The organism is Chromohalobacter moromii (assembly GCF_023091865.1).
Lineage (GTDB): Bacteria > Pseudomonadota > Gammaproteobacteria > Pseudomonadales > Halomonadaceae > Chromohalobacter > Chromohalobacter moromii.
This window is the reverse complement of record NZ_JAHXDI010000001.1, coordinates 38,140-57,053: the sequence shown is the minus strand read 5'-3', so window position 1 is coordinate 57,053 and position 18,914 is coordinate 38,140. Positions and strand designations below refer to the sequence as shown.

17 protein-coding genes are annotated in these 18,914 nt (G+C 64.2%); 11 read left to right on the top strand and 6 right to left on the bottom strand.

Annotated elements, in window-relative coordinates:
* The first annotated feature begins 32 nt into the window (after positions 1–32).
* Genes dapD through KZO83_RS00270 form a run of 4 tightly spaced genes read left to right on the top strand, consistent with a single transcriptional unit; the run spans position 33 to position 3,595 of the window.
* Positions 33–1,058: a 2,3,4,5-tetrahydropyridine-2,6-dicarboxylate N-succinyltransferase gene (dapD, locus tag KZO83_RS00285; protein WP_040239543.1), complete on the top strand. Its 1,026-nt coding sequence runs from the start codon at positions 33–35 to the stop codon at positions 1,056–1,058.
* Complete coding sequence (gene dapE, locus KZO83_RS00280) at positions 1,045–2,202, top strand: succinyl-diaminopimelate desuccinylase (RefSeq protein ID WP_247619348.1); 1,158 nt, start codon at positions 1,045–1,047, stop codon at positions 2,200–2,202. The genes dapD and dapE overlap by 14 nt, the downstream gene beginning before the upstream one ends.
* A gap of 8 nt (positions 2,203–2,210) precedes the next feature.
* The gene (locus tag KZO83_RS00275) at positions 2,211–2,600 is read left to right on the top strand and encodes a hypothetical protein (protein ID WP_040239541.1); all 390 of its coding nucleotides are present in this window, start codon (positions 2,211–2,213) and stop codon (positions 2,598–2,600) included.
* A gap of 59 nt (positions 2,601–2,659) precedes the next feature.
* Positions 2,660–3,595, top strand: a complete 936-nt coding sequence (locus KZO83_RS00270) for a cation diffusion facilitator family transporter (protein WP_247619347.1) — start codon at positions 2,660–2,662, stop codon at positions 3,593–3,595.
* A gap of 72 nt (positions 3,596–3,667) precedes the next feature.
* Here KZO83_RS00270 and KZO83_RS16300 read toward each other — a convergent pair whose 3' ends face one another.
* Positions 3,668–4,135, bottom strand: a complete 468-nt coding sequence (locus tag KZO83_RS16300) for a cold-shock protein (RefSeq protein ID WP_040239538.1) — start codon at positions 4,133–4,135, stop codon at positions 3,668–3,670.
* Between the two features lie 182 nt (positions 4,136–4,317).
* On the opposite strand from KZO83_RS16300, the gene KZO83_RS00260 reads away from it, so the two are divergent.
* Positions 4,318–4,554 (top strand): SlyX family protein, encoded by a 237-nt coding sequence (locus KZO83_RS00260; RefSeq protein WP_040239537.1) that lies wholly within the window; start codon positions 4,318–4,320, stop codon positions 4,552–4,554.
* 47 nt (positions 4,555–4,601) lie between these two features.
* Here the strand turns inward: KZO83_RS00260 and KZO83_RS00255 are convergent, their stop codons facing one another.
* On the bottom strand, positions 4,602–6,152 hold the full coding sequence (locus KZO83_RS00255) for a DHA2 family efflux MFS transporter permease subunit (protein WP_040239536.1): 1,551 nt from the start codon (positions 6,150–6,152) through the stop codon (positions 4,602–4,604).
* Entirely contained in the window at positions 6,153–7,205 is a 1,053-nt protein-coding gene (locus tag KZO83_RS00250; RefSeq protein WP_247619346.1) for an HlyD family secretion protein, read from the bottom strand.
* A 194-nt stretch (positions 7,206–7,399) separates the two neighbouring features.
* On the opposite strand from KZO83_RS00250, the gene KZO83_RS00245 reads away from it, so the two are divergent.
* Entirely contained in the window at positions 7,400–9,103 is a 1,704-nt protein-coding gene (locus KZO83_RS00245) for an ABC transporter permease (RefSeq protein WP_247619345.1), read from the top strand.
* Here the strand turns inward: KZO83_RS00245 and KZO83_RS00240 are convergent.
* Positions 9,077–10,198: an ABC transporter ATP-binding protein gene (locus KZO83_RS00240; RefSeq protein ID WP_247619344.1), complete on the bottom strand. Its 1,122-nt coding sequence runs from the start codon at positions 10,196–10,198 to the stop codon at positions 9,077–9,079. The genes KZO83_RS00245 and KZO83_RS00240 overlap by 27 nt on opposite strands.
* A gap of 186 nt (positions 10,199–10,384) precedes the next feature.
* Between KZO83_RS00240 and KZO83_RS00235 the strand changes: the two genes are divergently transcribed.
* The gene (locus tag KZO83_RS00235; RefSeq protein ID WP_247619343.1) at positions 10,385–11,425 is read left to right on the top strand and encodes a Fe(3+) ABC transporter substrate-binding protein; all 1,041 of its coding nucleotides are present in this window, start codon (positions 10,385–10,387) and stop codon (positions 11,423–11,425) included.
* Positions 11,426–11,479: 54 nt separating this feature from the next.
* Here KZO83_RS00235 and polA read toward each other — a convergent pair whose 3' ends face one another.
* Positions 11,480–14,251: a DNA polymerase I gene (polA, locus tag KZO83_RS00230; protein WP_247619342.1), complete on the bottom strand. Its 2,772-nt coding sequence runs from the start codon at positions 14,249–14,251 to the stop codon at positions 11,480–11,482.
* Between the two features lie 180 nt (positions 14,252–14,431).
* Between polA and KZO83_RS00225 the strand changes: the two genes are divergently transcribed.
* The 4 genes from KZO83_RS00225 to speA all read left to right on the top strand — a co-directional run bounded on the left by KZO83_RS00225 (position 14,432) and on the right by speA (position 18,183).
* A complete protein-coding gene (locus KZO83_RS00225; RefSeq protein WP_040239807.1) occupies positions 14,432–14,710 on the top strand; it encodes a DUF2782 domain-containing protein in 279 nt (92 codons plus the stop codon).
* 96 nt (positions 14,711–14,806) lie between these two features.
* Positions 14,807–15,784 (top strand): homoserine kinase, encoded by a 978-nt coding sequence (locus KZO83_RS00220; RefSeq protein WP_247619341.1) that lies wholly within the window; start codon positions 14,807–14,809, stop codon positions 15,782–15,784.
* Between the two features lie 99 nt (positions 15,785–15,883).
* On the top strand, positions 15,884–16,189 hold the full coding sequence (locus KZO83_RS00215; protein WP_040239530.1) for a hypothetical protein: 306 nt from the start codon (positions 15,884–15,886) through the stop codon (positions 16,187–16,189).
* 92 nt (positions 16,190–16,281) lie between these two features.
* On the top strand, positions 16,282–18,183 hold the full coding sequence (gene speA, locus KZO83_RS00210) for a biosynthetic arginine decarboxylase (protein ID WP_040239528.1): 1,902 nt from the start codon (positions 16,282–16,284) through the stop codon (positions 18,181–18,183).
* A gap of 32 nt (positions 18,184–18,215) precedes the next feature.
* Here the strand turns inward: speA and KZO83_RS00205 are convergent, their stop codons facing one another.
* Complete coding sequence (locus KZO83_RS00205; protein ID WP_246941083.1) at positions 18,216–18,887, bottom strand: fumarylacetoacetate hydrolase family protein; 672 nt, start codon at positions 18,885–18,887, stop codon at positions 18,216–18,218.
* Between the last annotated feature and the right edge of the window lie 27 nt (positions 18,888–18,914).

Genomic DNA, 18,914 nt, shown 5'->3' with positions numbered 1-18,914 from the left:
CCCTTTTTCATCTAACCTTCGAGGACTTTCCCATGCTGAGCTTCGCTCTCGGAATCGGCCATCAGAACACCCAAGGTGAGTGGCTGGACGTCTACTACCCCACGCCGCTGCTCCATCCCGATGACGCCATGATCGCAGCAGCGCGCAAGGCGCTTAACGCGCCGGCGGGCAACGCCGTGGTCAGCTTCCTACCCGAGCACTGCCAAACGCTCGCCGAGGCGCTACGCCAGGCAGGCGATAACGAACAGGCCGAATTGGCCGAGGCCTTCGCCGCTGGCCAGCGGCCGCTCGTGGCGGTCTTCCTCGAGGAGGATCATGCACCGGCCAGCGTGCCCGAGGTCTACCTCAAGCTGCACCTGCTCTCGCATCGGCTGGTCAAGCCTCACGGCATCAAGCTCGACGGCATGTTCGGCCTGCTCAAGAACATCGCCTGGACCAACGAGGGCCCCATCGATGTCGACGAAATTGGCGCACGGCGCCTCAAGGCGCGCCTCGAAGGCCGCCCGCTCACTGTCGACTGCGTCGACAAGTTCCCCAAGATGGCCGACTACGTAGTGCCCAAAGGCGTGCGCATCGGCGACACCGCCCGCGTACGCCTGGGCGCTTATCTCGGCGAAGGCACCACGGTCATGCATGAAGGCTTCTGCAACTTCAATGCCGGCACCGAAGGCCCGGGCATGGTCGAGGGACGTATTTCCGCCGGCGTGGTGATCGGCAAGGGTTCGGATCTCGGCGGCGGCTGCTCGACCATGGGTACCCTCTCGGGCGGCGGCAACATTATCATCTCCATCGGCGAGGGTTGCCTGATCGGCGCTAATGCCGGCATCGGCATCCCGTTGGGCGACCGCTGCACGGTGGAAGCCGGTCTTTACATCACGGCCGGTGCCAAGATCGCCGTACTCGACGATCAGGGCGAACTGGTGCGTACCGTCAGCGGCCGCGAACTGGCCAATCAGAGCGACCTGCTACTGCGTCGCAACTCGCAGAACGGCCGCATCGAGTGCCTGACCAACAAGAGCGCCGTGGCGCTCAACGAGGCACTGCATGCCCACAACTGATCGGACCACGCCGGCGTCGCCGACCCTGGCGCTGGCCTTCGAGTTGCTGCGTCGTCGTTCGGTGACCCCGGACGACGCCGGCTGTCAGGCGCTGATGATCGCGCGTCTGGAGCAGCTGGGATTTCATGTCGAACGCTTGCGTATCGGCGAGGTCGACAACTTCTGGGCCACACGCGGCGATAGCGGCCCCATGCTAGTGTTCGCCGGGCATACCGATGTAGTGCCCACCGGGCCCGAAAGCGACTGGGAACATCCGCCCTTCGAGCCATGCATCGACGCCGCAGGCATGCTTTGCGGACGCGGCACAGCGGACATGAAAGGCAGCCTGGCGGCGATGATCACCGCCGTGGAAGACTTCCTTGCCGCGCACCCGGCGCATCCCGGTCGAATCGGCTTTCTGATCACCGCCGACGAGGAAGGGCCCGCCGTTCACGGTACCCGCGCGGTGGTCGAGCACCTGCGTGAAAAAGGGGTCGCGCCCGATTACTGCATCGTGGGCGAACCCTCTTCCAGCGAACGCCTGGGCGACACCCTCAAAAACGGCCGCCGCGGTTCGCTGGGAGGCATCCTGCGCGTCAAGGGCGTACAAGGTCATGTTGCCTACCCACATCTGGCGCGCAATCCCGTGCACGAAGCAACTCCGGCATTAGCCGCGCTGGCCGCCGAGCATTGGGATACCGGCAATGACTTCTTCCCCGCGACCAGCTTCCAGATATCCAACCTCCAGGCCGGCACCGGAGCGACCAATGTGATTCCCGGTCAACTGGAAGTGGTCTTCAATTTCCGCTTCTCCACGGAGGTCACCGCCGAGACGTTGCAGGCGCGCACCGCCGAGATCCTGGATGATTTTGCGCTCGACTACACGCTCGACTGGACGCTCAACGGTGAGCCCTTCCTCACCGCCGGGGGCGCCCTGGTCGATGCCACCGTGGCCAGCGTGGAAGACATGTTGGGCTATCGGCCGCAGCTATCGACCGGCGGTGGCACCTCGGATGGCCGATTCGTCGCCACGCTGGGTGCACAAGTCATCGAACTGGGCCCGATCAACGCCACGATACATAAGGTCGACGAGCGCATACGCGCCGCCGACCTGGAGACGCTAAGCCGTCTCTATACGACCATCATGCAACGCTTGCTTACCTGAGGTCCGCCGTGGAGCGCTATCCCGACATCGAGATCTATCTGGCCGACGCCGACATCGAGACCGTGCAACGCTGGCTCGCCGGGCACTTCGACGAACCGCCCACGCTGGTCAAGCGCGGCAAGGCCCAATGGCAGGCACGAGCACGCCACGCTGGCAACGAGGTTCCGATACTGCTGGTGACCCAGGCCGCCGATGGCTTCGCCAGCCTGTGGTTCGACAGTCCGCATACCCCCTGGCCGCGCGATGTGGACTGCGCGCGTGATGCCGCGCAGGCGCTTGGCTGCGAGGTGCGTTGTTCGTTGGGCGGGTGGCAACCCGGCGACGAGCCGGATCGCTTCTGGCGCGTCCGCGCTGATGGCGAGGAAGGCGCTATCGACTGGCCAGACTCGGGACAGTAAACGACGCTGCACGTTGCCCGCTTCGTGCGCCAGCACATACCCGACAAGGACGCTCTTTCATGGCGGAATCCAAACCGGTCATCTATGCCGCCATGGGCGGTAATCTGCTGATCGCGATCACCAAGTTCGTGGCGGCCGCGTTCACCGGTAGTTCGGCGATGCTCTCCGAGGGCATTCACTCGGTGGTCGACACCGGTAATCAGGTGCTTTTGCTGCTTGGCATGAAACGCGCCAGCCGCCCACCCAGCGAACAGTTCCCCTTCGGCCATGGCAAGGAGGTCTACTTCTGGAGCTTCGTGGTCGCCATCCTGATCTTCGCCGTGGGTGCGGGCGTATCGATCTACGAAGGGGTCCAGCACATTCTGCATCCCGAACCGATGACGTCGCCCCTGGTCAACTATATCGTGCTGGGGCTGGGGATTCTCTTCGAAGGCGCCTCGTGGGCCTTCGCGCTGAATGCATTCCGCAAGACCAAGGGTAAGTGGAGCTACGTACAGGCCGTGCGGCGTGGCAAGGACCCTTCGATGTTCGTGGTGGTGTTCGAAGACTCCGCGGCACTGCTTGGTCTGATCGTCGCCCTGGTGGGCATCGCCCTGAGCCAAGCAACCGGCAACCCGATTTTCGACGGTATCGCCTCGGTGGTCATCGGCTTTGTCCTGGGCGGAACGGCGATCTGGCTGGCCGCCGAGACCAAGGGGCTTTTGATCGGCGAAAGCGCCAACCGCGACGTGGTCGAGACCATTCGCCAGTTGGCCGGCCAAGCCGATGGCGTGGAAGCGGTCAACGAAGTCCTGACCATGCACATGGGGCCGGATTTCATCCTCGCCACCTTGAGCATCCGCTTTCAGCGGGGCTTGCCCGCCGAACGCATCGAGCGTGCCATTGCCGAACTCGATCGCGCGATCAAGGCCGAAGAAAGCATGGTCAAACGCGTCTTCGTCGAGGCCGAGGCGCGTGCCGATGTGGATGCCCCACCGCCTAATGACGGCAAGTAGTCATCCACGTGAAACGCCCCGTCCGATGCAACCGGACGGGGCGTTGTCATGCCTGCGTGGCAGGGTCTGCGGTCAGGAAATCACGGTCACATCATCGGCCTGCAGGCCACGTTCGTTTTCGATGACGTGATAGCGGACCTTCTGACCTTCCGCGAGTGTGCGATGTCCCTTGCCGCGGATGGCGCGAAAATGCACGAACACGTCTTCGCCGCTGTCGCGGGTGATGAAGCCGTACCCCTTGTTGACGTTGAACCACTTCACTTCGCCAATTTCGCGGTCATCGTTTTCCAACTCGGCGAGATGCGCCAGCTGCCGCGACTGCGGGGCCAGGGCTTGCGTGCTCAGCGTTCCCAGCAACAGCAGCACGAACACGGCCAAGGCCGTGGCACTATAGGCGATGGCGATGCCATCGGCCTCCAGCAGCAGGGAAAACTCCAGTACGCTGCCGGTCAGCGTCACGAACAGTGCGATCAACAGTGGAGAAGGAATGGCCAATAGGACACTGATGAGACTACAACGTAGGAATATCTTACGATTCATGGACCTCGATATCTCTTGTTGTCCGATGGAAATGCCCCTTGGCGCCTGAGCGCGTCCAGAGCCTACATGAGTTGCGCAGTGACTACGCAACGTGATGAACACAACTTTTGAACACAATGCTATTGAACGCATTGTATAAGGTGCCAGAAATGAACGGTGACACACCGTCGAAAGATTCTAGCATGACCGAGGACACCACGCGCGACCGCCTCGAAGCACTGGAGTCCCGGCTCGCCTATCAGGAAGACTGGCTGGACACGCTCGACCATGCCCTGGCCGCGCAGGACCGCCGCGTGGCCCAGCTCGAACGCACCAATGACATGCTACGCGAACGCCTGCGCAACCTGCGTCAAAGTGTCGACCATATGAGCGATGACGATGCCCCGAGACCTAGCGACGAGATTCCTCCACATTACTGAACGACTGCTTTGCTGAACGACTACTGCCCCGGCCGTTGGCACATGAATCACGCGTGCTGGGGCTTTTTCAGTAGCAGAATCAACGGCGCCACTAACAGGTACAGCGCGCCCAGCCACAGGAAGATATCGTTGTAGGCCATGACCATGCTTTGCTCGAGCAGAGTCCGCGCCATCATCTCGACCGAGGCCGTCTGTGGGTCGCCGGTCGACGCCAGCAGCTGCTGATACTGTGCCTGGGTCGCGTTGACCACCTCACGGCCTTGATCGATGGCAGGAATCAACTGATTCCAGTGGTAGTCTTCCCGCCAGTCGCGAATCGTGTCCAGCAGCGCCAGGCCCACCGCCCCGCCGAGATTGCGCATCACGTTGAACAGGCCACTGGCGTTGCCGACCTCGCTCGGCGGCAAGGTGCCGAAAGCAATGCGCGAGGTCGGGATCAGGCACATCACCAGTCCCACGCCGCGTACTACCTGTGGCCAGAAAAACGTGTCGAAACCCGATTCGGCGGTCAGGTTGGCATTCATCACCGTGCCGATACCGGTCAACAGCATACCCAGCAACAGCAAGACACGCAGGTCGACCTTGTCCGAGGCACGCCCCACTAGCGGCGCGGTCAAAAACATCGCCACCCCGGTCACGATCATGACCTCGCCGATCTGTAAGGCCGAATAGCCGCGCACGTTGCCCAGAAACAGCGGCAGCAGATACACCAGACCATACAAGCCGATCCCCACCACGAACCCTAGCCACGCCCCCACGGCGAAGTTGAGATTGACGAAGGCACGCAAGTCGACGATGGGATGACGGTGGCGTAGCGCGCGCCAGAAGAACCCCACCGAGGTGAGTGCGCAGACGATGGCGGCGATGAGGATCGTACGGCTGGCGAACCAGTCATCGCCAGGGCCTTCTTCCAGCGAAAACTCCAGCGTGCCCAAGAACAGTGCCAAAAGCGCCAGGCCGATGAGATCGAGATGGCGCAGCGCCCGATGATCGGGACGGTCGATGTCCAGAAGCCGCCACACCGCCAGCGACACCAGGACACCGGGCACGAGATTGGCGAGAAACAGCCAATGCCAGCTCGCGAACTCGGTGATGTAGCCGCCCACGGTCGGCCCGATCGACGGAGCCAAGGTCGCCACCAAACCCATCACACCCTGCACCGTGCCCATCATGCGTCGCGGAAAGACACTGAAGCTAATGGCATAGGCGATGGGAATCATCGCCCCGCCCATGAAGCCCTGGATGGCCCGCAGCACGATCAACGATTCGATGGAGTTGGCCATGGCGCAGCCGAGGCTCGCCAGCGTGAAGCCCAAGCACGAGGTCACGAGCGCGACACGGGTGGAAAGAATCCGCGTCAGCATGCCCGATAGCGGGATCATGATGATCTCGGCGATCAAATATGAGGTCTGAACCCAGGATATTTCATCGGCGCTGGCCGAAACCCCGGCCTGAATTTCATTGAGGGAGCTGGCGACGATCTGGATATCCAGAATCGCCATGAACATACCGAACACCGCCGCCACGAAGGCCAGCTGGGTACGCCGTGAAGGGGCTTCCTGCGGGCCCGACGAGCCGTTTGCGGTCGCCTCCGCCATTTAATCGTCGCCCTCGGGGTGGAGGTCGCGTGTATCCACCGAGGGCACCACCGAGAGGCCATCGCGTAAGCGCTCCAAGGCATCATCCGGCCCCGTCACGCGAATACGCACCGGCACCCGTTGGACGATCTTATTGAAGTTGCCGGTGGCGTTATCCTGCGGCAACAGACTGAAGCGCGAGCCCGTGGCAGGCGCCAAGCTATCGACGACGCCCTCGAATTCGGTATCGGGATAGGCATCGACGTGCAACGACACCGGCTGCCCCGGCCGCATACGCGCGGTCTGGGTTTCCTTGTAATTGGCAATGACATAGGCCGAGCGAATCGGCACCAATTGCATCAAGGTCAACGACGGTTGGGCCAGCGTGCCGACCTCGACCGTCTTGTTGCCGATCACGCCATCCACCGGTGCTGTCAGGCGGGTCTTGTCGAGTTGGTGGCGAGCGTTATCGACATCGGCCTGGGCGGATTCGATGTTGGCCTCGGCACTGTCGCTTTCGGCCTCGAGCACATCGAGCTGCTTGCGTGATGACGACAACGTGGCGCGCCGCGCCGCCAGCGTCGCTTCCGCAACCTGCACCGCCGCTTGGTCGTCCTGGTAGTCTTGCTGAGAAGCATAGTTCTTCTCGGCCAGACGCTTCGAGCGCTCGAGATGCAAGCGTGCCTGCTCGAGATCTGCCTGCGCCGAGCTCACCTGAGCCTTGGCCTCGTCGATCGACGCGCGTTGCTGCTCGATCTGACGATCGGCACTGACGGCATTGGCCTGGGCCACGGCCAATGCCGCCTGGGTCTGGGCCAGTTGAGACTTGGCATCGCTGGGGTCGAGCTTCACCAGGATATCGCCGGCCTCGACGCGCTGGTTATCGGACACCGCGACCTCGTCGACACGCCCGCTGACCTCCGCCCGCATCGCCACACTGTCGGCATGCACGTAAGCGTTATCGGTCTCTTCGAAGAAACGGCCCGTCTGCCACCAATGTATCCCCCAAGCGAGGGCCGCCAGCACCAACACGACCAATGCCAGGGCCGTATACAGTCGCTTCTTGATTTTCATATCTCGCGTTCACCGGACGGACTACAGGGGCGAGTAGGATACACTAATTTGCCCCCACGACGCTTGAGGACACACCGACGAAACGACGCCTCCGCGCCCGATGGGCGATGTCGCTATACGGCGAAGATGATAGCATTCGCAGTTGCCAGCGCGTCTCACCCGCATCTCATCGCCGCCCGCCAAAGGAACGTGACATGCCACTCTTCGGTAGCCGACCGGCCTTCTTCTTCCGTTCCCGACACCGTCGGCATGTCGACCCCTGGAGCCTGGTGACGCTTGGCGTTGCACTGAGCGTGGCCCTGCCGGTCATCACGGTCCTCGTCCACGTGCTGATCCCCTCGCGGGCGATCTGGGCGCATCTCGCGGACACCGTGCTCACCGGGTACCTCACCAACACCCTCTGGCTGGCGCTGGGCGTCGGCATCGGCACGACCGTCATCGGAACCGGCACCGCCTGGCTGATCGCCATGTGCCGCTTTCCGGGCCGCCGCGTCTTCGAGTGGGCGCTGCTGTTGCCCCTGGCCGTGCCCACTTACGTCATCGCCTACGCCTATACCGACTTCCTGCAGTACGCCGGCCCCCTGCAAAGCGAACTGCGCGCGCTCTTCGGCTGGGACCACGGGGACTACGTCTTTCCCAATATCCGCTCGCTGGGCGGCGCCACGCTGCTGATCACCCTGGTGCTCTACCCCTACGTCTACCTGCTCACCCGCGCGGCATTCCTCGAACAGTCGGCCTGCGTGCTGGATGTGGGGCGCACGCTGGGGCGTGGTCCCTGGCGACTGTTCACGACGGTCGCCGTGCCACTGGCGCGACCGGCGATCATCGGCGGCGTCTCTCTGGTATTGATGGAAACGCTCAACGAGTTCGGCGCGGTGCAGTACTTCGGCGTGGACACCTTCACCACGGGGATCTATCGCACCTGGTTCGGCATGGGCGAACCCGTCGCCGCCGCGCAACTGGCTGCCTGCCTGCTGGCCTTCGTGATCATCGTGGTCGCCCTGGAACGCCTCTCGCGCGGCCGCCGTCGATACTTCCACACCACCGGTCGCTATCGCCAATTGCCGGAGTTCACCCTCCGCGGCTGGCATGCCGGGGGCGCTTGCCTCGCCTGTGCCTTGCCCATCGGCATCGGCTTCGTGCTGCCCGGCGCCATTCTCGCCGACCTCGCCCTGGATACGGGCGATGACGTTCTCGGCGCCCGCTTCCTGGACTACGCCGGCAACAGCCTCATGCTCGCGGCCCTCGCGGCACTGGTCGCCGTGGGTCTCGCGCTCGTGCTCAGCTATGGCGTGCGCCTGCATCCCGGCCGCACCACCCGGACGGCCACACACATCGCCGCCATGGGCTATGCCGTACCCGGCTCGGTCGTCGCGGTGGGGATTTTGATCCCACTCACCTGGGTCGACCGCCACCTCTATGCCTGGTTGAACGGTCAGCTCGGCATTGAGACCGGTCTGATACTGAGCGGGACGGCCTTCGTCTTGATATATGCCTATGTCGTGCGCTTTCTGGCGGTATCGTTCAATACCGTGGAAGCGAGCCTGGCCAAGGTCACCCCCAGCATGGATGCGGCGTCCCGCACGCTGGGCCAGACCGCCGGCGGCACCCTCCGGCGCGTTCATACCCCGCTCATGAGAGGCAGCCTGTGGGCGGCCCTGCTGCTGGTCTTCGTCGATGTCATGAAGGAATTGCCCGCGACGGTGATCCTGCGCCCCTTCGATTTCGACACCTTGGCGGTGCGCGCGCACAACCTGGCCGCCGACGAGCGCCTGGCAGAGGCCGCCTCGTCATCGTTGGCCATCGTCCTGGTCGGCGTCATTCCCGTCATCCTGCTCAGTCGAGCGATTCGCCACGCGCGCCCCGGGGCCTCAGGCGGGAAACACGAAGCACTGTGAAGCATCCAGTTCCAAGGCCAGCGACGTGCCGACATCCGGCAGGAAAACGCCGGGCACCTGAGCGTGCAGATGCACCTCGCCACCCCCGCCATCGGCTGCGGCCAGGTGCAGCAGGCTGCTGCGTCCCAGGAGCTTGGCCATGACCACACGGGCCTGCCGGGGCGCAGACGTCTCCACCGCGCTGGCGGCGTGAGCGAGCGGCGTCACACGAATCGCCTCCGGGCGAATCATCACGCGCGCCCGCGCGCCCTCGGCAAGCGTCGGCGCCGCCACCGTACCCGCCGGTGTCGCCACGGCAGCGTTGCGGACGTCGCCTGACCACTCGTTGACGGCACCGAAAAACGTCACCACGAAAGGGTCCTGCGGCTGGCAGTACAACTGATAGGGCGTCCCCCACTGCACCACGCGCCCCTCGCGCATCAGGGCGATGCGATCCGCCATGAACATCGCCTCCTCGGGGTCGTGCGTCACCAGCAGCGTCCCGGCTTCTCCCTGCTTGAGCGCGTGCAGGGTATCGTCGCGAATCTGTTCGCGCAGGCGCGCATCGAGACTGGAGAACGGCTCGTCCAGCAGCATCAGCTGCGGCGACGGCGCCAGGGCGCGGGCCAGGGCCACGCGCTGCTGCTGGCCACCCGACAACTGGTGCGGATAGCTTTCGGCGCGGGCTGCCATGCCCAGCTGATCGAGCCAATGGCGGGCGCGGGCGCGCCGCTGCGACGCCGGCAAGCCATCCAGGCCGAAGGCGACGTTGTCCAGCACACTGAGGTGAGGGAACAACGCCGCTTCCTGAAACGCCAAGCCGACGCTGCGCTTCTCGGGAGGCACATGACGGCCACCGGACGTACTGAGCGCCTCGCCTCCCAGGTAGAGTTCGCCATGCTGCAAACGTTCGAGACCGGCCACGAGGCGCAACACCGTTGTCTTGCCGCAGCCCGACGGCCCCAGCAGGCACACCACTTCGCCCGGCATCACCTCGAGACTGACCTCTTCCACGGCGACATGCTCGGCATAACGATGGCGCAACCGGCGCACGTCCAGACGAGGAGAAACCGACGCGGCCGTGCATGTGCGGAAGGCATTGAACGGTTGATTCATGGTCAAGAGCCCAGGCACGGCAAGCGATGAGGCGATCGGCAACCCATGGGGCTGACGCCACCGGCCACCGCATGCCGTTAAACGGTGATTAAACACAGTGAATTGACGCCACCAGCCGACTGGGCTTCAATACACTCGTTAATACGACTTATTATCATTACTAATCATACCACAAGGGGATATCGCATGCCGCAACGTCCACTCGCCTTACCGGCCACTGCCCTGATCGCCAGCGCCATCTTCGCCGGGGACGCCTTGGCCGAAGAGGTCAACATCTACTCCGCACGCCATTACGATTCCGACCAGACGCTCTACGATGCCTTTACCGAGAAAACCGGCATCGACGTCAACATACTCGAAGGGGATTCGGACCAGCTCATCGAACGGATCCGCCGCGAGGGCGCCGCCAGCCCCGCGGACATCATGCTGACCGTCGACGCCGGCCGCCTGTGGCGCGCCGAGCAGGCAGGCGTTTTCCAGGGCATCGAGTCCGATGTGCTGAACGAGCGTCTGCCCAACGCCATGCGTCATCCGGAAGGCAAGTGGTTCGGCTTCAGCCAGCGCGTGCGAGCGATCTTCTACGATCCCGACGATGTCGATCCGGCGAACCTGAAGCGCTACGAAGATCTCGCCGACCCGCGTTTCGAGGGCGATATCTGCATTCGCTCGTCGAACAACATCTACAACCAGTCCCTGCTCGCCTCGATGATCGCCCACCACGGCATGGACGACGCCGAGGCCTGGGCCCAGGGCGTCGTCGACAACATGGCGCGCGATCCCGAGGGCGGCGATACCGATCAGATTCGCGGCGTGGCCAGCGGCGAGTGCGATATCGCCGTCGCCAACCACTACTATTACGTGCGCTTGCTCGAGTCCGATGACGCCAGTGACCGTGAGGCCGCCGAAAGCGTCGAGATCCTGCTGCCCAACCAGGACGGACGCGGCGCCCACGTCAACGTCGGCGGCGCCGGCGTGGTGGCGGACGCGCCCAATCGGGACAACGCCATCCGCTTCCTGGAGTTCCTCGCTTCCGACGAGGCCCAGCGCCTGTTCGCCGCCGGCAATCACGAGTTCCCCGTCGTCGACGGCATCGGGGTCGACGGCATCGGGGTCGACGGCACGCTCGCGACATGGGGCGACTTCAAGCGAGACGCACTCAATATCAACGCCCTGGGCGAACACAACCCCGAGGCAATCCGCATCTTCGATCGCGTCGGCTGGCGTTGAGACCCGCGCCGCGACCTGCCGTCACCGGGCCCCGGCATCGCCGTGGGCCCGTCCTCAATGCGCTTCGTCCCAGTTGTCGCCGGCGTTGGCTTCGACGGTCAGCGGCACGTCGAGCTTGGCGGCGCCTTCCATGCGTTGGCGAACGGCGTCGGTGAAGGCGTCGACCTGGCTCTCCGCAACTTCGAAGACCAGTTCGTCGTGCACCTGCATCACCATCCAGGCGTCGAAGTCGCCATCGCGCAGCCAGCGGTCGACGTCGATCATCGCCAGTTTGATGACATCGGCGGCGGTGCCCTGCATCGGGGCGTTGATGGCGGTGCGCTCGGCGGCTTGGCGCCGGGTCCGGTTCTGGGCGTTGATCTCGGGCAAATAGAGGCGACGACCGAAGACCGTCTCGACGTAACCGTCGTCGGCGGCCTGGGCACGAATGCGCTCCATGAAACGCGCCACGCCGGGGTAACGGTCGAAGTAGCGGTCGATATAGGTCTGCGCCTGATTGCGCTCGATGTGCAACTGACGCCCCAGCCCCCAGGCACTCATGCCGTAGATAAGACCGAAGTTGATGGCCTTGGCGCTGCGCCGTTGCTCGCCGCTGACGGCGTCGAGCGCCACGCCGAACACTTCCGCCGCGGTAGCGGTGTGGATGTCGCGCCCCTCGGCGAAGGCTTCGAGCAGCCCCTTGTCGCCGGAAAGGTGCGCCATGATGCGCAGCTCGATCTGCGAATAGTCGGCAGCGACGATGCGGTAGCCGGGGCGCGCGACGAAGGCCTGGCGGATCTTGCGGCCTTCTTCGGTACGGATGGGAATGTTCTGAAGGTTCGGGTCGGACGACGACAGACGCCCGGTGGCCGTCACGGCCTGGTGGTAGCTAGTATGCAGCCGCCGTGTAGTGGCATTGACCAACTGCGGCAGCTTGTCGGTGTAGGTCGATTTCAACTTGGCGAAGCCGCGATGTTCGATGATCACCTTGGGCAAGGGGTAATCCAGCGCCAGTTCCTCGAGCACCGCCTCGGCGGTGCTGGGCGCGCCCTTGGGCGTCTTCTTGATCACCGGGATCTTCAATTCATCGAAGAGAATTTCGCCGAGCTGCTTGGGCGAGCCGAGATTGAACTCGCGGCCGGCCAGCTCATACGCACGCGCTTCCAATTCCCGCAGACGCTTGTCGAGCGCGCGACTCTGGGTGTGCAGGCGCTCGGCGTCCAGCGCCACGCCGTTGCGTTCCATGTGCGAGAGCACCGGCACCAACGGCAGCTCGATCTCATCCAGCACCGTCGCCAGGCGGCCCTCGCCGTCCACGCGTGGGCGCAACTCCCGGTGCAGGCGAAGGGTGATGTCGACGTCTTCGCAGGCGTAGGGCGCGGCTTCTTCGAGTGCGACCTGATCGAAGGTCAGTTGCTTGGCGCCCTTGCCGGCGATCTCCTCGAAGCTGATGGTCTTCTCGCCGAGGTACTTGAGCGCCAGCGAGTCCATGTCGTGACGCGTCGCCGTGGCGTTGAGCACATAGGACGCCAGCATGGTGTCCTCGAGGCGCCCTGCGACCTCGATGTCGTAACGCGCCAGCACGGAAATATCGTACTTGAGATTCTGGCCGATCTTGGCCTTGTTAGCGTCTTCCCACAGCGGCTTGAGCGCAGCTAGCACCGTGTCGCGATCGAGTTGATCGGGCGCATCGAGATAGCTGTGCGCCACCGGAATATAGGCGGCCTCGCCGGCATCCAGCGCCAGGCCGATGCCGACGATCTGAGCCTCCATGTAATTGAGGCTGGTGGTTTCCAGATCGAAGCAGAATATGTCCGCCTCGCTCAGGCGCTCGCGCCAGGCATCGAAGGCTTCTTGCGTGACGATGACATGATCCTCGCGCGGCACTGAGCTTGTGTCGGCTGCCGGTGCATCCTCTTCCTCCTTCGCTGGCGCTCCCGTGGCCACATCATCGACGCCCTCGTCGCGCCCCTCGAGCAACTCTCCCAGCCAGTTCTTGAATTCCAGCTCGGTATAAAGCGTCTTGAGTGCTTCGCGGTCAGGATGCGCGATGTCCAGATCGTCGAGGCCCACCGGCAGCTCGCAATCGGTCTTGATCGTCGCCAGTCGATAGGACAGGAAGGCCTGATCGCGATTGGCGTCGAGTTTCTTGCCCAGCGTTTTGGCGCCGCGAAAGTCCAGCGTCTTGATACGTTCGAGATCGGCGTAGAGGGTCTCGAGCCCGCCCTGCATGCCTTGCAGCAGGCCGAGTGCGGTCTTCTCGCCGACACCCGGTACGCCAGGAATGTTATCGACCTTGTCGCCCATCAATGCCAGGTAGTCGATGATCAGCGACGGCGGAATTCCGAACTTGGCCTCGACGCCGGCCACGTCGAGCGTCTCACCCTTCATGGTATTGACCAGGGTGATGTGCGCGTTGACGAGCTGCGCCATGTCCTTGTCGCCGGTGGAAATCACCGCATCACGCCCGGCCTCGGTGGCATGCCGCGCCAAGGTGCCGATCACGTCATCGGCTTCGACGCCCTCGATGCACAAAAGCGGCAGGCCCAGCGCACGAATGCACTCGTGCAACGGTTCGACCTGAGGCCGCAGATCGTCGGGCATCGGCGGGCGGTGCGCCTTGTACTCGGCATAGATCTCGTCGCGGAAGGTCTTGCCCTTGGCGTCGAAGACCACCGCCATGGGGCTGTCGGGATACTGCTTGAGCAGACTCTTGAGCATGTTGAGCACGCCCTTCACCGCGCCGGTGGGATTGCCTTTGGACGTGGTCAGCGGCGGCAAGGCGTGAAAAGCCCGATACAAGTACGACGAGCCGTCGACGAGAACGATGGGGGGCGTGTTGGCCATGGCATCAGCATCCATTGGAAATTCGCGATGTCGCCATGATACGCAAGGCATTGCGCAGCGTCAGGCGAAACCCTCTTAACATGCGCCGAACGCGCATGATGTGGGAGAATGACCTTTCATTACCTCATGGGCCCGAGGCGCAATACCACCGCGTTTGCCCCGCCGGCCGAGGAGACCATCATGCAGCGTCTACTTATTGTTCCATGCCTGGGGCTCGGCCTCATCATTGGCGCCTGTGCCTCGCTTGCCGTCGCGCAGCCGTCCCCGGACATCACCGTGCGCCAGGACGATAACCGCACACTCAAGGAATACCGCGTCAACGGCGAGCTCTATGCCATCGAGATCGTTCCCCGGCAAGGTGCCCGCTACTTCCTGATCGATGACGACGGCGACGGCAACTTCCAACGCCGCGACGTCACTCGCGTCGAGGTGCCCGACTGGGTCACCGGCGGCGAATGATGTTGCCTGCCGCATATCAACGACCTCATGCATGGCGGTAGGACTGCCCGCGACAAGCCGCTACAATGCGCGCTTGGCACCCCGGGCGAGAGACACATGGCCGTATTCACTCCTTTGACCGAGACCCAAGTCGAACGCTTTCTCGAGCGTTTCGCTATCGGCACGTTGACCACGCTGGAAGGCGTGCCCAGTGGGACGGAGAACTCCACCTTCTTCGTCACCACCGACCAAGGGCGTTTCGTACTCACCCTGTTCGAGCAGGGCGAAAGCGACGAATTGCCCTTCTTCGTGGCGTTGCTCGACTATTTCGACGAACACCGGTTACCCGTCGCTGGCCCCGTTCACGATCGTGATGGCGTCGCCCTGCAAGAGCTCGCCGAGCGTCCGGCGCTGCTGTTTCCGCGCCTTCCGGGGCGTCATCCCGAATCACCGACGCTCGCCCAGTGCCGCGAACTCGGCGATGCCCTGGGGCGCATGCACAAGGTCTCGCAGCGCTTCGAAGGCCAGCGCCCCAACCCCCGCGACCTGCACTGGCTATCCAGCGCGCAACACAAGGTCATGAGCTACCTGTCCGAGGCCGATCAGCGCTTGATGGGCGAGGAGATCGACGCTTATCAAGGCATTTTCGGCGATGCCCCGTCGCTTCCCCAGGGCGCGATCCACGGCGACCTGTTTCGCGACAACACCCTCTTCGACGGCGACCGGCTGGGCGGCATCATCGACTTCTACAATGGCTGCACGGGCGATTTGCTCTTCGACCTGGCCATCGTCGTCAACGACTGGGCCAGCACCACCGACGGGCGTTTCGACGAAGCCCGCTACACGGCGCTCCTCGGCGCCTACCAGGCGCGCCGTCCGCTGACCGAAACCGAGCAGACGCTGTGGCCGGTGATGCTGCGCATGACGGCATTGCGCTACTGGCTCTCGCGGCTGCTGGTCGTCTACGTCGACCCGCCCGCGCACGACCTCACGCCCAAGGATCCCAGCCAGTACCGCCACATGCTCGCGATGCGCCTCGAACATGGCGCCCCGCCCTTGCCGCCCGCCAGCCCGGCCCCGTCACACACGCGGTAAGGCTTCGTCACGCTGTAAGGGTTCTTTAAGAAACGCGGCATAGCCTGGAACCGTCATTGACGGCGGAGCACGACGCTCCGCCATGGACGGGAGTTCCCCATGCCCACCTTCACGCATGTCGTTACGACCATACGCCCCTTTCGCGTCATCTCTGCCACCCAGCATCGCTACCTGCGCTACGGCGGCGCGGCGCTGGCCCTGGCACTCACGGCCCTAGCCTGGCAATCCCAGGGCACGGTGCCCGCCCTTTTGCTCACCTTCGGCCTTTGCAGCGCGCTACTGGGTGATGCCCTGCAACGCAACGGCGCGACTTCCGAGCGCCTGGATGAAGCATTCGGCGTGGCACTCACGCATCTCGGCATGGCCAGTGCCGCCACGCTCGGCGTGCTTTTCATTCTGCGCTGAACGCGCCGGCGCCTCTTTGCAGCCCCGCACGCGAGCGGCATAATGCCAGCCCGTTCGTTCACCGGGCCGCGCCGGCCCCCCAGGAGTGCGCCATGACCTCGCCCGCCGATCAGGCCCGCCGCACCTACAACATCGATCAGTGGGGCAGCGGCTACTTCGATGTCGACGATGCCGGCCATGCCGTCGTGTGCCCTCACGGCGACGAACGCGGCGGCCCCGCCCTGCCGCTCAATGCCCTGGTCGACGAGTTGCGCCGCGCCGGCCTGCGGTTGCCGGTGCTGGTGCGCTTCACCGACATTCTGCATGACCGAGTCGAACGGCTGTGCGGCGCTTTCGACAGTGCCATGCGCGACGAGGCTTATAACGGTGGCTATACCGCCGTGTATCCCATCAAGGTCAACCAGCAGCGCCGCGTGGTCGAGGAGATCCTCGCCACCCAGGCACGCGGCCATGGGCGGGTCGGACTCGAAGCCGGCAGCAAGCCGGAGCTGCTGGCGGTGCTGGCGCTCTCGGGAGACGGTCCCTCGCTGATCGTCTGCAACGGCTACAAGGATCGCGAATACGTGCGCCTGGCGCTGATGGGCGAGAAGCTCGGCCACCGCGTCTATCTGGTGGTCGAAAAACACTCCGAGCTCACCCTGATCCTCGAGGAAGCCGAGCGCCTGCAGGTCACGCCGCGCATCGGTCTGCGTGCACGACTGGCCTCGGTGGGCAAGGGCAAGTGGCAGAATTCGGGCGGCGAGAAGTCCAAGTTCGGGCTCACCGCCAGCCAGATCCTCGACGTCGTCGAGCGCCTGCGCGACGCCGATGCCCTGGCCAGCCTGCAACTGGTGCATTTCCACCTCGGCTCGCAGATCGCCAACATCCGCGATATCCAGCGCGGCCTGCGCGAATGCGCCCGCTTCTACCAAAGCCTGCGCGCCCTGGGCGCCCCGGTGGATACCGTCGACGTCGGCGGCGGCCTGGGCGTCGACTACGAGGGCACACGCTCGCGCAGCTTTTGCTCGATCAACTACTCGATGCACGAATACGCCAGCAACGTGGTGTGGGCCTTCCGTCAGGCCTGCGACGCCGAAGGCTTGCCGCATCCGCACCTGATTTCCGAATCGGGGCGCGCCTTGACCGCGCATCACGCGGTGCTGATTACCAACGTCATCGGCGAGGAGCGCTTGAGCGAGGAGGTGCCCACGCAACGCCTGGGCGGCGATGCCGAACTCGATGAACTGTGGCGCGTGCACGCCAAGCTGAAGACCACGCAGGACCCGCGCGGCCTCGCCGAGGCCTACCACGACGTGGTGCAGGCCATCGGCGAACTGCAGGATCGCTTCGTACTGGGGCTTGCTACCCTCGACGCACGCGCCGAGGGTGAGACGGTCTACTTTGCCGCCTGCCGACGCCTGAGCGCACAGCTCGATCCGCGCAACCGGGCCCATCGCGAAATCGCCGATGAACTCGCCGAAAAGCTCGCCGATAAGTTGTTCGTCAACTTCTCGCTGTTCCAGTCGGTGCCCGATGTGTGGGGCATCGACCAGGTATTCCCGGTGCTGCCGCTCACCGGCCTCGACCGCCCGCCCACGCGGCGTGGCGTGATCCAGGACATCACCTGCGACAGCGACGGGCGCATCGACTGCTACGTCGACGGCCAGGGCCTGGAAGCAACGTTGCCGCTGCCCGAGTGGCAGGACGGCGAGGACAAGCTGCTGGGGCTGTTCCTGGTCGGCGCCTACCAGGAAATCCTCGGCGACCTGCACAACCTGTTCGGCGACACCGACGCCGTGGACGCCACGCTGGACGCCGACGGCCAATGGCGGCTCAGCAATCACCAACAAGGCGATACCGTCGCCGACGTGCTGCGTTACGTGAACTTCGACGCCGACGAACTCAGCCAGCGCCTATCGCGCCAGCTCCAGGACAGCGCACTGAGCGATGCCCAGCGCGACGACTTCATGCGCGATCTCGCCGCCGGCCTGGAAGGCTACACCTATCTCGAGTGACGCCGAATCTCTGGGGTGACGCCGAATGTAGGTCACCGCGTCTGCGTGGACGCCTCCAGCCCGAACGAGCCCCACAGCGATAGCTGTGCATTACGGGGTAACGGCCCGACCCCGGCTGGCGTACCGGTGAGCACCACGTCGCCGGGCTGCAACGTGAAATGCCGCGACATCTCGGCCAGTAGCTCAGGAATGGCGAACAACATGTCACGCGTCTCGCCGGTCTGGCGGCGTTCGCCGTCGATCTCCAGCGTGAAGCGCAAATCCGCCCAGTCGGGCACCTCATCCAACGCCACGAACGGCGATAGCGGGCAGGCGCCGTCGAAGGCCTTGGCGACTTCCCAGGGGTGGCCCTTTTCCTTCAATTGCGACTGCACGTCGCGCAGCGTCAAATCCAGCGCCAAGCCAAGCCCGGCGACGGCGCGCTGGGCCTGCTCGACGCTGGCCCCGCTCAACCGCTTGCCGATGAGCAACGCCAATTCGGTTTCGAAATGCACCTCGCCACGCGTGAATTGCTCGGCGATGTCGCGTGCCATGGGGACCGCGCTGGTGGCGGGCTTGATGAACAATAGCGGTGCACCAGGCACCGGGTTGTCGAGTTCACGGGCGTGCGCGGCGTAATTGCGCCCCACGCAGACGATCTTGCCCAGCATATGGGGAAAGACACCGCCATCGGCCAGGCGAGTCACGAAAGGTTGGGTGGACATGCAGACTCCTCACAAATGATAAAGCGC

What these genes read in the sequence shown, in the direction of transcription:
- dapD (WP_040239543.1), top strand. Translation starts at nt 33, where the DNA reads ATGCTGAGCTTCGCTCTCGGAATCGGCCATCAGAACACCCAAGGTGAG.
- dapE (WP_247619348.1), top strand. Translation starts at nt 1,045, where the DNA reads ATGCCCACAACTGATCGGACCACGCCGGCGTCGCCGACCCTGGCGCTG.
- KZO83_RS00270 (WP_247619347.1), top strand. Translation starts at nt 2,660, where the DNA reads ATGGCGGAATCCAAACCGGTCATCTATGCCGCCATGGGCGGTAATCTG.
- KZO83_RS16300 (WP_040239538.1), bottom strand. Translation starts at nt 4,135, where the DNA reads ATGAATCGTAAGATATTCCTACGTTGTAGTCTCATCAGTGTCCTATTG.
- KZO83_RS00260 (WP_040239537.1), top strand. Translation starts at nt 4,318, where the DNA reads ATGACCGAGGACACCACGCGCGACCGCCTCGAAGCACTGGAGTCCCGG.
- KZO83_RS00255 (WP_040239536.1), bottom strand. Translation starts at nt 6,152, where the DNA reads ATGGCGGAGGCGACCGCAAACGGCTCGTCGGGCCCGCAGGAAGCCCCT.
- KZO83_RS00250 (WP_247619346.1), bottom strand. Translation starts at nt 7,205, where the DNA reads ATGAAAATCAAGAAGCGACTGTATACGGCCCTGGCATTGGTCGTGTTG.
- KZO83_RS00245 (WP_247619345.1), top strand. Translation starts at nt 7,400, where the DNA reads ATGCCACTCTTCGGTAGCCGACCGGCCTTCTTCTTCCGTTCCCGACAC.
- KZO83_RS00240 (WP_247619344.1), bottom strand. Translation starts at nt 10,198, where the DNA reads ATGAATCAACCGTTCAATGCCTTCCGCACATGCACGGCCGCGTCGGTT.
- KZO83_RS00235 (WP_247619343.1), top strand. Translation starts at nt 10,385, where the DNA reads ATGCCGCAACGTCCACTCGCCTTACCGGCCACTGCCCTGATCGCCAGC.
- polA (WP_247619342.1), bottom strand. Translation starts at nt 14,251, where the DNA reads ATGGCCAACACGCCCCCCATCGTTCTCGTCGACGGCTCGTCGTACTTG.
- KZO83_RS00225 (WP_040239807.1), top strand. Translation starts at nt 14,432, where the DNA reads ATGCAGCGTCTACTTATTGTTCCATGCCTGGGGCTCGGCCTCATCATT.
- KZO83_RS00220 (WP_247619341.1), top strand. Translation starts at nt 14,807, where the DNA reads ATGGCCGTATTCACTCCTTTGACCGAGACCCAAGTCGAACGCTTTCTC.
- KZO83_RS00215 (WP_040239530.1), top strand. Translation starts at nt 15,884, where the DNA reads ATGCCCACCTTCACGCATGTCGTTACGACCATACGCCCCTTTCGCGTC.
- speA (WP_040239528.1), top strand. Translation starts at nt 16,282, where the DNA reads ATGACCTCGCCCGCCGATCAGGCCCGCCGCACCTACAACATCGATCAG.
- KZO83_RS00205 (WP_246941083.1), bottom strand. Translation starts at nt 18,887, where the DNA reads ATGTCCACCCAACCTTTCGTGACTCGCCTGGCCGATGGCGGTGTCTTT.